The organism is Streptomyces sp. NPDC001599, assembly GCF_042893535.1.
GTDB lineage: Bacteria > Actinomycetota > Actinomycetes > Streptomycetales > Streptomycetaceae > Streptomyces.
This window is the reverse complement of record NZ_JBIAVA010000001.1, coordinates 295,749-307,740: the sequence shown is the minus strand read 5'-3', so window position 1 is coordinate 307,740 and position 11,992 is coordinate 295,749. Positions and strand designations below refer to the sequence as shown.

Sequence of the window (11,992 nt, the reverse complement as noted above, 5' to 3'; positions counted from 1 at the left end):
CGTCCCCGCGTCTCGCGGCATGGCCCGGCCCACGGGGGAGTACCGGGGAGTTGTCGTGGTCGAAGGTCTGGGAAGTATCGGGTCGCTGGTCAGCAGCCCATGGATTTATGTGCTGGTGGGCGCCTCGGTGCTCCTCGACATCTTCCTGCCGGTGCTGCCGAGCGGGGTCCTGGTGATCACGGCGGCGACGGCGGCGGCCGCGGGTTCGGGAGCGGCGGCCGCCGGACGGGTCCCGCAGGACGTCCCCGACATCCTCGTCCTCACGCTCTGCGCGGCGACCGCCTCCGTCGTCGGCGACCTGGCCGTCTACCGCCTCGCCTGGCGCGGCGGGGCACGGCTGGACCGCGCGATCGCCCGTTCCCGGCGGCTGACCACCGCGCAGGAACGTCTCGGCGGCGCCCTGGCCCGCGGCGGCGGCGCCCTCGTCGTCCTGGCCCGTTTCGCCCCCGCCGGCCGCTCGGTCGTCTCACTCGTCGCCGGCGCGGCCCATCGCCGGGTCCGGGAGTTCCTCCCCTGGTCGGCCCTGGCCGGCCTGGCCTGGGCCGCGTACAGCGTCGCCCTCGGCTACTTCGGCGGCCAGTGGCTGGGCGCCACGTGGCTGGCGACGGGAGTGTCGCTGGTGGCGCTCTTCGGTGCGGGCGCGGCAGCGGCCTACCTGATGCGCCGCCAGCCACGAACGACGGAGGCGTCGTAGCGGCGCGGCGGAGACTCATGGCTGCGTGAAACTCGTGGCAGCAAGTCCCTCGTAGCGCCGGAGGCCGCATGGCACCGGAGGCCGCGTGACGCCGGAAGCGGCATGGCACCCGAGGCCGCATGGCACCCGAGGCCGCGTGGCGCCGGGCATCGACCGACCAGCTCGCGAGGGCGCCACGACTCGGCGTCAGACGGCTCGCCGGGCCGCCCCTCGGCGTCAGGAGGCCTTTCGCGCTCCGGCGCCTCCCCGTATTTCCAGGTCGGCCAGCAGCTCGGTCGTGGCCTCGGTGACGGCCTCGACGGCGCGGTCGAAGACCTCCTGGTTGTGCGCGGCGGGCGCACGGAATCCGGAGACCTTGCGTACGTACTGAAGGGCGGCGGCCCTGATCTCGTCCTCGGTGGCCTCCTCGGCCAGCACGGGCGGACGCAGGGTCTTGATGCTGCGGCACATGACGTCAGTCTCCCTTCTCGAGGTCCACCCGCCAGTCGTTCGACCTGATCCAGTGGCCCTTCGGATACTCGAAGCCGACCTGCCCGGGGAGCCTGACCCCGGCCCCTCGGCAGACCGCGTTGGAGACGGCGTGGTCGACGCCCGGCGCGATCCGCTCGTCCATGCCGTCCATGTCTTTCACGGTAGGGCAGGGGTCTGACAGTCGGGCCGGGCCGCGGGGCCACCCTTTCGCGTGAACCACCGAAGGGAACGCGCGCCTCAAAATCGAACAGGCGTATCATTGAAACGTGGCTACGACCTATGATTTCCCCAGTGATCTCCTCGCCGGTCAGGAGGAACTGCATCAGGTCCGGGCCGAGCTGTCGGCCCTGCTCAAGAGACTTCCCTGGTCCGTCGAACCGCTCGACGGCTTCAGCGACGACAACGGCTGGCGCAAGGTCGAACGCCCGGCCTCCCCCGGCTGGTCGGCGGACGAGCAGGCCGAGGTCGAGAAGCTCCGGCAGCGCGAGCGCGAGCTGGCCGTGTTCGTCAGCACCCATCGCTACTGGTCGGAGATAACCGGCCCGGACCAGGTGAGCGCCCGGTCGGAGCTGAAACACGCGCATGAGGGCCCGCACGCGTAAGGCCCCCGGAAGATCTCCGGGGGCCTCCGCGCCGACGACGGCGCCGGTCCTGGTGGGCGCGGACGGTTTCGAACCGCCGACATCCTGCTTGTAAGGCAGGCGCTCTACCCCTGAGCTACGCACCCAGGACGAGTCGACAGCCTACATGGCCCGGGGCGCTGCCCGGCAAACGCGTTCCCACCGTGCTCGGGCGGGGTCGGGGGTTAACCCCACCCTCGATCCGGTAGCGGCCCGGATCCCGGCGTGAGCGCCCGCTCCGTACGGTCGAAGAGCCTCACCGGGAAGGTCTCCGCCGCGCGGAGGGCCCCGGGTGCGGCACCTCGTCGTCCGTCCAGGGGGAGACCGTCATGCCCGCCCGTACCGTTCCCGTCCGCACGTTGGCCGCCGTCGGCGCCGTCGCCGTCCTCGTCGCGGGCCTCAGCGCCTGCGCCTCCGCCTCGGACGACAACGACCCCGAGCACCGGTCGTTCGCCCTCCAGGGCCGTACGCTCACCGTCGACTCCGACGACTCCGCCCTGGAGATCGTCGCCTCGGACGACCACGCGTCCGGGAAGATCCAGGTCACGCGGTGGTTCTCCGGGTCGGTCGCCATCGGCTCGGACCCCGAGGTGACCTGGAAGATGGACGGCGACCGGCTGGTGCTGCGGATGCACTGCTCCGGCGTCGTCGCCGACTGCGCGGCCAAGCACCGCATCGAGGTGCCGCGCGGCATCGCCGTCAAGGTGAAGGAAGGGGACGGCAGCGTGCGGGCCAGCGGCTTCGAGGACGCGCTGAACATCCGTACCGGCGACGGCTCCGTGCACGTCACCGACTCCTCCGGGCCGCTGGAAGTGCGCACCGACGACGGTTCCGTACGCGCCGCGGTCTCCTCCCGCCAGGTGCGGACGCACACCCGCGACGGCTCGGTCCGGCTGGACCTCGGCACCGTCCCGGACCAGGTGGAGTCCCGCACCGACGACGGCTCCGCGACGATCTCGCTGCCCCGGGCCACGTACAAGGTGTCCACCGACACCGACGACGGCGCGGTCGACGTGTCCGTGCCCACCGACGACGCCGGCACGCACGTGGTCGACGCCCGGTCCGTCGACGGCAGAATCACCGTGCGAACCGCGAACTGACCGGCCCGTGTGTTCGTCCCTAACGGGTGGGAGAATGAACCCGGGCAGGACGGACGACACGGGAGAGTGATGTGACGGCGACGCCATCGCAGCCGTACTCGCCGATGGTGGCGCGCGCCCAGCGCCTGCCGCACCGCTTCCGCCGGCGCCGGGCCGGCGTGGTCACCGGCACGCTCACCCTGATGGGTCTGCCCCTGCTGGCCGTGCTCGCGCTCCCCGCGGCATTCGCCGGGGGCGGTACACGGCGCTGGTTCGGCGGGCGGGCCGAGAGCCAGCGGGCGGAGGCCCAGACCGCGAAGGACGACGCGGCCGCCGCGTTCTACGAACTGGACACCGCCCAGCGGGACCTGCGGATCTCGATAGAGACGATCGCGGCCGTCGACTCCTCCCCCGCCGCCCGGCGTGCGGTCACCGACTTCGATGCCCTCGGCCGGCGCATCGACGAGGTCAGCCACCAGTACATCAGCGCCGTCGACGCCCACGACCTGGACCGGGACGACCTGGAAGCGTCGGCCGCCTCCCGCGCCCGCACGGAACTGACCGCCGCCAGGACCGAGCTGGGCCGGGTCAAACAGGAACTCGACCGCTTCGCCGAGGGCCTCGGCCCACTGCTGGGCAAGGCGGAGACCCAGCTGGCCCGGCTGGCGCCCGCCGTCGAACGGGCCCGGCAGGCCCTGCTCGCCGCCTCCAACGCCCTGGACGCCGCACGCGGCTCCGGTCTGAAGGCGGACGACCTCGCCACCCGTCTCGCCACCCTCGGTCCGGAACTGACCCGGCTGAACCAGGGCGCGGGACAGCACGGGGTGCCCCAGACCCTGGAGCGGGCCGAACGGGTCACCCGTGAGGCCGAGGCGGTCCGCGCCGAGGCGGAACGACTGCCCGAGCGCGCCGCCGAGATCGGCCACCGCCTGGTCTCCCTGCGCACCCGCGCCCAGGCGCTGACCACCCGCACCGAACAGGTCGAGCCGGTGCTGAGCGAGCTGCGGCGCCGGTTCACCGCCGCCTGCTGGCAGGACCTCCAGCACGTGCCGGACCAGGCCACCGAATCGGTCCGGCAGGCCGAGCGGAAGCTGGCCGAGGCGCAGACCGCCCGCGACGACCAGCGCTGGCCCGACGCCACCGCCCTGCTGTCGACGGTGCGAGCACTGCTGAACTCGACCGACGAGGCCGTATCGGCGGCAGGCGACCGGCTGCGGCAGCTGAACGCCGTGCAGAAGGACCCGCAGCAGGAGATCGAGCGCACCCGCTTCGCGATCCGCGACGCCCAGCGCCTGGCCATGGCCGGCCGCAACACCCCCGAGCCCCGTCACGCACGTCCCCTGGACGAGGCCGTGGCCCGGCTGGAACGGGCGATCACCACGCTGGAGGGGCGGCACCCCAACTACTGGCACTTCCTGACGGAGACGGAAGCGGTCCGGCAGACGGTGGCCCATGTGGTCACCCAGATCCGCGAGGAGCGCGGGGCCGGTCACTGATCACCGGGATCGGCCGACCGGGACCTGTGGGCGGCCGTGCCGGTTAATCTGTGCCCATGCCTCGCTACGAGTACCGCTGCCGCAGCTGCGGCGACACCTTCGAACTGAGCCGTCCCATGGCCGAGTCCTCCGCTCCCGCCGCCTGTCCGGCGGGCCACGACGACACGGTGAAGCTGCTGTCGACGGTCGCGGTCGGCGGCTCGGCCTCCGCACCGGCGCCGTCGTCGGGCGGCGGTGGCGGTGGGGGTTGCTGCGGTGGCGGCTGCTGCGGCTGAGCCCGGCGCCCTTGCGCTCCTGCCGGATCGCCCTCGGCTCCCGTCAGCTCCCCAGGTAGCGCAGGACCGCGAGCACCCTGCGTGAATAGCCCTCCCCTCCGGTCAGCTCGAGTTTGTCGAAGATCGCGTTGGTGTGTTTCTCCACCGCGCTCTGCGAGATGTGCAGCCGATGCGCGATCGCCGCGTTGGTGTGGCCCTGCGCCATCTCGGCCAGCACGTCCCGCTCCCGCACGGTCAGCCGGGCGAGCAGGTCGGTGTGCGTCGTCCGGCCGAGCAGCTGACGGACGACCTCCGGGTCGAACGCGGCGCGTCCGGCGGCCACCCGCTCCAGCGCGTCGAGGAACTCGTCGACCTGGACCACCCGGTCCTTGAGCAGATATCCGACTCCTTCCGTCTCCCCGGTGAGCAGCTCGGTCGCGTACCGCTTCTCCACGTACTGCGAGAGCACCAGCACTCCGACCCCCGGCCACCGTCCGCGTATCTCCAGGGCCGCGCGCAGGCCCTCGTCCGTGTGCGTGGGCGGCATCCGGACATCGGCGACGACCACGTCCGGCTGGTCCTCGGCGACCGCCTTCAGCAGCAGCTCGGCGTTGCCGACAGCCGCGAGGACCTCGTGGCCCTCCTCCGCCAGCAGCCGCACCAGCCCCTCCCTCAGCAGGGTCGAGTCCTCGGCGAGGATCACCCGCATGGCAGCTCCGCGGCGACGAGGGTCGGCCCTCCCGGCGGGCTGACCACGCTGAGGCTGCCGTCGAGGGCGGCGACGCGCCGGGCGAGGCCGAACAGTCCGCTGCCCGCGGCGTTCGCCCCGCCGCAGCCGTCGTCCCGCACGCTCACGTACATCCGTTTCTCCTCCGCTCTGACTGCGACGCTTATCCGGGTCGGCGCCGCGTGCTTGACCGCGTTGGTGACCGCCTCGCAGACCACGAAGTACGCGACGGTCGCCACGGCCTGCTCGGGCTCCTCGGCCAGGTCGTACTCCACCCCCACCGGTACGGACGCCCGCTCGGCGACCGTCTCCAGGGCCGCGCGCAGCCCCGCCTCGTCCAGCGTGGTCGGGTAGATCCGCCAGGCCACCTCGCGCAGCTCGTCCAGGGCACGGCGGCTCTCGTCGTGGGCCTGGCCCAGCAGGCGGTCCCGGCGGCCGGCGTCCTGGCTGCGGCGGGCCCGGCCGAGCAGCATGCCGAGGGCGACGAGGCGCTGCTGCACACCGTCGTGCAGGTCGCGCTCGATGCGGCGCCGTTCGTCGTTCACCGCGTCGACCACGGCGGCGCGGCTGGCGGACAGCTCGGCGATCCGCCGCTCCAGCTCCTCCTGGTGGCGCGGGCCGAGGAAGTGCCGGGCCAGCTGCCCCTCCAGTCCCACCACACCGAATATTCCCTGCACGGTGAGGAACACGAGGAAGAAGCCGCCCAGACTGCCGAGGACCAGCGAACCGGGGTTGCGTATGCCGTCCAGCAGGAGCCAGCCGTACAGCCCGAAGGTGCCGTACGCCAGGCCGATGGCGGCCGTCAGCATCACGACCCCGCCCAGGACGCCCAGGGCCCAGTGGCAGGCGACGTACCGCAGCGCCCGCACGTCCTCGTACGCGGGCGTGACGCGCAGGTCGAGCCACATCCGCAGCCGGCCCCGCTCCAGCTCCGTCAGGACCCGCGCGCCCGCGAGGACCGGGCGCAGTACGGCCCGGCGGCCCTTCGGCCAGGCGGCCACCGGCAGCAGGGCCACGCCGGCCAGCAGGGCGAAGAGCAGCTCGACGGCGGCCGCGGCGGTCCCCAGGATGAGGCCCGCCCCGCACCGCACTACACGTCGCGCCATGACTCGCATGATCGCGAGGCTAGTCGGGCGCGGTGGGCTGGCACACTGCGGAAAACCGCAATTCCCGCCTGCGGTACACCGCAATCGATCATGCGGTCTTCCTCAGGGTCCCTTCAGCCGCGATTTTCTAGCGTGGTCGTCATGACAGCCATCGCAGCGCAGCCGGCCGCGGACAGCGGTGCGGCACCGCAGTGGATCAACGACCTCATGGACGCCCTCGGCGCCCCCGGTGCCGGTCTCGCCATCGCTCTGGAGAACCTCTTTCCTCCCCTGCCGAGCGAGGTGATCCTGCCGCTGGCCGGGTTCGCGGCGAGCTCCGGCCGGATGAGCCTGATCGCCGTCCTGCTGTGGACGACGGCGGGTTCGGTGATCGGCGCGCTCGCCCTGTACGGGATCGGTGCCCTGCTCGGCCGGGACCGCACGGTGGCGATAGCGGGGAAGCTGCCGCTGGTGAAGGTGTCCGACATAGAGAAGACGGAGGCGTGGTTCCTCCGGCACGGGACCAAGGCGGTGTTCTTCGGGCGGATGATCCCCATCTTCCGCAGCCTGATCTCCGTGCCGGCGGGTGTGGAGCGGATGCGGCTGCCCGTCTTCCTCGCCCTGACGACGCTGGGCAGCGCGATCTGGAACACCGTGTTCGTGCTCGCGGGCTACGCACTGGGGGACAACTGGTCGGAGGTCTCGGGCATCGCCTCCACCTATTCGAAGGTGATCCTCGCGGCGGCCGCCCTGGCGCTGGTGGTCTTCGTCGTCATGCGGCTGCTGCGGCCGGGCGCCGGTCACCGTCGGCGGGGCCGCGGCGACGACGGGCGGCGGGACATACAACCGCCGGCCGACGACGACGGCTGCCCCGGCACCGGGGGCGGTGCCGGGGACGGGGACGGCGGGTTCAGCGAGTCGGGCGCACCGCGCGCAGGAACTCGCGGAGGATCCGCTCACCGGCCAGGACGCCGCGCTCGGGCAAGGCGCTGATCGTCGGTGCCGTCCATCCGGAGTCGGCCAGTTCGCCGTGGCCCGGGCGCCAGCCGCGGTCGGCGGCGAGGAGCAGGTCGGCGTCGAGGAGCGAGTCCCCGGCGGCGAGGGTGAGTTCGGCGCCGGTGCGGCGGGCGACCTCGTGCACGGCGGCGCTCTTGGTGAGCGGCTTGGGCACGGCGTAGATCTTGCGGCCCTGGAGGGACACGGTCCAGCCGCGGTTCTCGGCCCACACGGCGAGTTCCTTCACCCAGTCCTGGGGCAGCAGGTCGCGTTCGACGACCAGGTAGGCGAAGAGGTCCTCGGCGACCCGGTGCTTGCGCACCCACAGCGGGTCGGCGGTGTTCGTCAGGTGGTCGCGGACCTCGGCGAGCGAGGCGCATTCGTCGGCCAGCCGTGCGGTCACCCGGGCGTGCCAGGTGGGGTCGGAGACGCCGTCCACCAGCAGGTGGCCGCCGTTGGCGCAGATCGCGTACTTCGGCGCGGGGCCCGGGAGGTTGATCCGCTGGTACTGCTTGCGGGTCCGGGTGGTGGTCGGCACGAAGAGGGCCGAGTCGCCGAGGTCGGTCAGCAGTTGGGCGGCCGTCTCGGTCAGGTAGGAGAGGGGTCTGCTCTCGTAGACCTCGACGCACAGCAGGCGGGGTGCCCTCAGGTCGGGCATGGTCAGTCCGAGGGCGGCCGCGGAGTAGATGAGCGTGCGGTCGAGGTCGCTGGCGACGAGTACGGGCATCAGAGCGTCACCGCCTTGCCGTCGGCGCCGGTGGCGCCCCGCGTGTACTGGGGGTGGATCAGCCCGACACAGGTGTACGGGAGGTCGGCGACCTCCTCGACGGGCACGCCCCGCTGTTCGGCCAGCAGGCGGACATGGTCCAGGTCGGCGCCGGCTCCGGTGCGGGCCAGCACCTTCCACGGGACGCGGCGCAGCATCACCCGCGTGGTCTCGCCGACGCCGGGCTTGACGAGGTTCACGTCGTGGATGCCGTACTCCTCGCTGATCCGCTCGACGGCGGCCCAGCCCTCCCAGGTGGGGGTGCGGTCGGCGGAGAGGAGGTCCTTCGCCTGGGTGTCGACCGTGTCCGTGACGTCGGGGAAGCGGGCGGCGACGGCGTCGAGGAAGTCCGGTGACAGGTCGGCGCCGGCGAGTTCGCGGTAGAACTTCGCGCCGTGGAAGTCGTGCGGGCCGACCAGGTCGGCGCGGAGCACGGTGCGGGATATCAGGCCGGAGACGGTGGAGTTGAGGCAGGCGGAGGGGATGAGGAAGTCGTCACGGGTGCCGTAGGTGCGTACGCAGGAGCCGGGATCGGCCAGTACGGCGATTTCCGGGTCGAAGCCGGTGATGCCGTCGGTGGCCTCGAATTCGCGCAGGGCGGCGGCGAGTTCGCGGGTGATGGCGCCCTTGCCGGTCCAGCCGTCGACGAAGACGACGTCGGCGGGGTCGTGGTGGTCGGCCAGCCAGCGCAGCGCGTTGGCGTCGATGCCGCGGCCCCGGACGATCGACACGGCGTAGTGGGGGAGGTCGAGACCATGGCGGAACTGCGCCCAGCGGCGCATCAGAACGCCGACGGGAGTGCCCGCACGGGCGAGGGAGACCAGGACGGGGCGGGGCGACCGTTCCGCGAGCACGATCTCGGTGACGGCGCCGACGGCGCGCGCCAGCCGGGCCGCGGACGTCTCGAGCGCCGCGTGGAACAGGTCCTGGTACTGCTCGCTGGGCTGGTACTCCACGGGCAGCGACTCGGCGTAGTGCGCGCCGCCGCTCTGGATCGCCTCCTCGCGCTCCTCGGTCGGCGCCTCCAGCGTCACGTCCGAGAGGTCCTGGAGCAGCCAGCCGACCTCGTCGGGCGCGTACGAGGAGAAGTCGGGGCCACGCAGGGGCTCGGGCAGCATGGAGGGCCTTTCGGGGGCGTGCGGGGGGCGCGGGACGTACGAGGGGACGACCGCGAGCAGGACGTGCGGGACGTGGGCGGCGAGCCGGGCCGGCAGTCCGTCCGGGGCGTGCAGCGCGGGGGTGTCGGCGGCCGAGTCGACGACGGCGACGACGGTGTCGAAGCCGCCGCCCGCGACGTTGTAGGCGTAGCGCTCGCCGGGGCCGTCGGCCGGGTCGTCGTGCGCGGGGAAGACGAGGCGGGTGCGGATGGCGTAGCCGGGGTCGTCGACGGCGAGGACGGGAGACCGGGTGGTGGTGGAGTAGCGCACGTCGACGTCGCCGCCCACGGTCTGCTCCAGCGTGTGGGCCAGGCGGAGGGGGGCGTACATGAGCTCCTCGAAGCCGAGGACGAGCACGCGTCGGGCGCCGGCGGGGAGCGCGTCGGCGATCCGTGCCGCCATGGCGGGCAGGGCGGCCTCCAGCCGGGCCCGGTGGGCGGCGGTGAATCCGTGCCGTCCGCCGTCGGGCACGTCGTGCGGCCAGCGCAGCCGGACGCGCTCGACGGATCCGGCCGGGGGCGCGTCCGGAGCGGGGCCGGTCGGCTCCGTGGCCGTCGCCTCGTGCCGGGCGACCAGCTCCTGCCCCTTCTCCAGCACGCCCGGCGGCAGCCGGACCGTGCCGGAGGCGGTGGTCACCAGGTCCACGCGGGCGCCGATCTCCCGGGCGAAGTCGTCCAGCCGGCCGGCGTCCGCGGGCGAGCGCATGTCGACCAGGGCGACCACGACGTACCGCTTGCGGGGATAGCGCTCGTGCAGGGCGCGGACGGTGTTGAGCACCGTGTTGCCGGTGGAGAACTCGTCGTCGACGAGGACCAGCGGCCCGTCGCCGGCCAGCAGCGCCGGGTCCTCGGGCAGCAGCAGGTGGGAGGTCGCGTGCGAGTGGGATTCCTCGAAGCCGCCCGCCCGGGCGACTTGGGCGACCGGACGGCGGGTGGAGTGCAGGTAGGGCGCGGGGCCCAGGCCGTCGGCGACGGAGTGGCCGAGTCCGGTGGCGGTCTCCGCGTAGCCGAGGACGACGGCGCGTTCGGCCTCCTCGGCGCCGAGCAGTTCGCGGACGCGCCGGCCGAGGGCGACGCCGTGGCCGTAGACGACGGAGGGCGACTGCGGGACGTGCTTGCCGAGCACGTTCGAGACGAGCAGGTGTGCCCGCTTGGGGTTGCGGCGCAGGGCGAGCCCCAGCATGCCGGTCAGCGCCTCGTCGCCGGCGAGTCCGACGCCGAGCCGCTCGGCGACCCAGCTGCCGGACCAGACTCCGGCGTGCTCTCCGGCGTGCTTTTCGGCGTGCCCCTCGGCGTGCGCCCGCTCCGTCATGTACTCGTGCCTCCCGTTGTCCGCCGCGGCGTGGGCCCGGCGTCGGTTGTGGATCGCTTGCGTCCGGTCGCCCGGCGTTCAGTCGGAGAGTCCGGCGGCGAGCAGCTCCACGAAGCCGATGTCCTCGTTCGCCACGCCGAAGATCTCGGCGCGCAGCAGGGTCCGCTCGGCCCAGGCGCGGTGCGGCTTCACCTCGTTCATCTTGTTCGTGTAGGCCGACCTCATCACGCCTCCGCCGCAGCGTTCGGGCCGCAGGATGTCCTGGGCGTCGCTGAACTCCTCGTGGCTGACCACGGACAGCGCGTGCACGGGGAGCACGTGCGAGGGGTGGATGCAGGTCTTGCCCAGCAGACCGTTGGCCCGGTCCAGGGAGATCTCGCGCAGCAGGCCGTCCATGGAGTGCTCGATGAGCTTCTGGCGCAGTTCGACGGCCTGTCCCTCCAGGAAGGGGCTCTGGCGCAGTTGCGGCTTGAACATCCGCTCCTGGACGCGGAAGTACTCCCACACGGGCCCGGTCACCGTGAATCCGGTGCCGTCGGCGCGGGCGAGCATGTTGACCACGTCGGCGATCACGGAGGCAACGATCTGGACGTCGTAGGCCGTCATGTCGGGGCCCCGGCGCAGCCCGTAGGAGGAGCAGAAGTCGGTCACGCCGAGCCGCAGGGCCAGCACGCGGTCGCGGTACTTGTCGACCGCGCGGAAGATGCCCTCCAGCGTCTGGACCCGGGACTCCCGGTACAGCAGGTCGGGGGACTCGAGCACGGGCATGGCGAAGAGCCTGCGGCCGCTGCTGGTCTCGGCGGCGGCGAGCGCCTCCAGGAAGGGCATGCCGCGTTCCTCGGTGAACTTCGGCAGCACGAACCCGGACAGCAGTCGCACGGCGGGGCCGAGGCGCCGTACGAGGTCGGGTATCTGCTCGGGGGTGCGGACCCGGACGAACAGCAGGGGGACGTCGTCGCCGGAACGTTCCGCCAGGTCCGTGAGCTGACGGACGAGGTTGGCCTCGCCGACGGGTACGTCGGCGTCGTCGATCGAGTCCTCCAGGCACAGCACCATCGACACCAGCCCGCGCGCGCCCTGCTTCAGGATGTCGTCGGCGAGGCTGGGCCGGGTGGCCGGACTGTAGAGCGTGGCGCCCAGGGCCGCGGACAGCAGCCTGGCCGGGGAGTCCGCCGTGAAGGAGCAGGGCTCCTGATGAAAGAGACGCTTCCGCACATCAGGGGCTATCTGTCCGAAATGACGCATTTAAACTCCCCCGTGGTGTCTGGGCGACCTGGAATCGTCGAAAGGTGGCCGGTAATAGTACGTAGGTAGTGATGTCGGAGGTTCCCACCGG

At 72.6% G+C, this 11,992-nt stretch carries 13 protein-coding genes and 1 tRNA gene; 6 read left to right on the top strand and 8 right to left on the bottom strand.

The window, feature by feature from the left end:
- Nucleotides 1-19 precede the first annotated feature (19 nt).
- Nucleotides 20-694 (top strand): DedA family protein, encoded by a 675-nt coding sequence (locus tag ACFYZ3_RS01475; protein WP_388513175.1) that lies wholly within the window; start codon nucleotides 20-22, stop codon nucleotides 692-694.
- Between the two features lie 216 nt (nucleotides 695-910).
- On the opposite strand, the gene ACFYZ3_RS01470 is transcribed toward ACFYZ3_RS01475, so the two are convergent.
- Both ACFYZ3_RS01470 and ACFYZ3_RS01465 read right to left on the bottom strand, forming a co-directional pair.
- Nucleotides 911-1,144 carry a DUF2277 domain-containing protein gene (locus ACFYZ3_RS01470; RefSeq protein ID WP_388513173.1) on the bottom strand — a complete coding sequence of 78 codons (234 nt, stop codon included), beginning with the start codon at nucleotides 1,142-1,144 and terminating at the stop codon, nucleotides 911-913.
- A 4-nt stretch (nucleotides 1,145-1,148) separates the two neighbouring features.
- Nucleotides 1,149-1,316: a hypothetical protein gene (locus ACFYZ3_RS01465; protein WP_388513172.1), complete on the bottom strand. Its 168-nt coding sequence runs from the start codon at nucleotides 1,314-1,316 to the stop codon at nucleotides 1,149-1,151.
- A 115-nt stretch (nucleotides 1,317-1,431) separates the two neighbouring features.
- Here ACFYZ3_RS01465 and ACFYZ3_RS01460 point away from each other — a divergent pair, with 115 nt between their 5' ends.
- Entirely contained in the window at nucleotides 1,432-1,767 is a 336-nt protein-coding gene (locus ACFYZ3_RS01460) for a hypothetical protein (RefSeq protein ID WP_388513171.1), read from the top strand.
- A 50-nt stretch (nucleotides 1,768-1,817) separates the two neighbouring features.
- On the opposite strand, the gene ACFYZ3_RS01455 is transcribed toward ACFYZ3_RS01460, so the two are convergent.
- Nucleotides 1,818-1,892 (bottom strand) — tRNA-Val (locus ACFYZ3_RS01455).
- A 222-nt stretch (nucleotides 1,893-2,114) separates the two neighbouring features.
- On the opposite strand from ACFYZ3_RS01455, the gene ACFYZ3_RS01450 reads away from it, so the two are divergent.
- From ACFYZ3_RS01450 to ACFYZ3_RS01440, 3 genes are all read left to right on the top strand, one after another.
- Complete coding sequence (locus ACFYZ3_RS01450; protein ID WP_388513169.1) at nucleotides 2,115-2,885, top strand: DUF4097 family beta strand repeat-containing protein; 771 nt, start codon at nucleotides 2,115-2,117, stop codon at nucleotides 2,883-2,885.
- 71 nt (nucleotides 2,886-2,956) lie between these two features.
- On the top strand, nucleotides 2,957-4,360 hold the full coding sequence (locus tag ACFYZ3_RS01445; RefSeq protein ID WP_388513167.1) for a hypothetical protein: 1,404 nt from the start codon (nucleotides 2,957-2,959) through the stop codon (nucleotides 4,358-4,360).
- 56 nt (nucleotides 4,361-4,416) lie between these two features.
- Nucleotides 4,417-4,635, top strand: coding sequence for a zinc ribbon domain-containing protein (locus ACFYZ3_RS01440; protein WP_011028303.1), 219 nt, complete (start codon nucleotides 4,417-4,419; stop codon nucleotides 4,633-4,635).
- A gap of 43 nt (nucleotides 4,636-4,678) precedes the next feature.
- Here the strand turns inward: ACFYZ3_RS01440 and ACFYZ3_RS01435 are convergent, their stop codons facing one another.
- Nucleotides 4,679-5,323, bottom strand: a complete 645-nt coding sequence (locus tag ACFYZ3_RS01435) for a response regulator transcription factor (RefSeq protein WP_356858846.1) — start codon at nucleotides 5,321-5,323, stop codon at nucleotides 4,679-4,681.
- Entirely contained in the window at nucleotides 5,314-6,456 is a 1,143-nt protein-coding gene (locus tag ACFYZ3_RS01430; RefSeq protein ID WP_388513165.1) for a sensor histidine kinase, read from the bottom strand. Before ACFYZ3_RS01430 ends, ACFYZ3_RS01435 begins: the two co-directional genes overlap by 10 nt.
- Before the next feature lie 132 nt (nucleotides 6,457-6,588).
- On the opposite strand from ACFYZ3_RS01430, the gene ACFYZ3_RS01425 reads away from it, so the two are divergent.
- On the top strand, nucleotides 6,589-7,419 hold the full coding sequence (locus ACFYZ3_RS01425; RefSeq protein WP_388513163.1) for a DedA family protein: 831 nt from the start codon (nucleotides 6,589-6,591) through the stop codon (nucleotides 7,417-7,419).
- Here ACFYZ3_RS01425 and ACFYZ3_RS01420 read toward each other — a convergent pair.
- The 3 genes from ACFYZ3_RS01420 to ACFYZ3_RS01410 form a co-directional block, all read right to left on the bottom strand.
- Nucleotides 7,337-8,149: an HAD family hydrolase gene (locus ACFYZ3_RS01420; RefSeq protein WP_388513160.1), complete on the bottom strand. Its 813-nt coding sequence runs from the start codon at nucleotides 8,147-8,149 to the stop codon at nucleotides 7,337-7,339. The genes ACFYZ3_RS01425 and ACFYZ3_RS01420 overlap by 83 nt on opposite strands.
- The gene (locus ACFYZ3_RS01415; RefSeq protein ID WP_388513157.1) at nucleotides 8,149-10,656 is read right to left on the bottom strand and encodes a phosphoribosyltransferase; all 2,508 of its coding nucleotides are present in this window, start codon (nucleotides 10,654-10,656) and stop codon (nucleotides 8,149-8,151) included. Before ACFYZ3_RS01415 ends, ACFYZ3_RS01420 begins: the two co-directional genes overlap by 1 nt.
- Before the next feature lie 78 nt (nucleotides 10,657-10,734).
- Entirely contained in the window at nucleotides 10,735-11,901 is a 1,167-nt protein-coding gene (locus tag ACFYZ3_RS01410) for an HpcH/HpaI aldolase/citrate lyase family protein (RefSeq protein WP_388513155.1), read from the bottom strand.
- Between the last annotated feature and the right edge of the window lie 91 nt (nucleotides 11,902-11,992).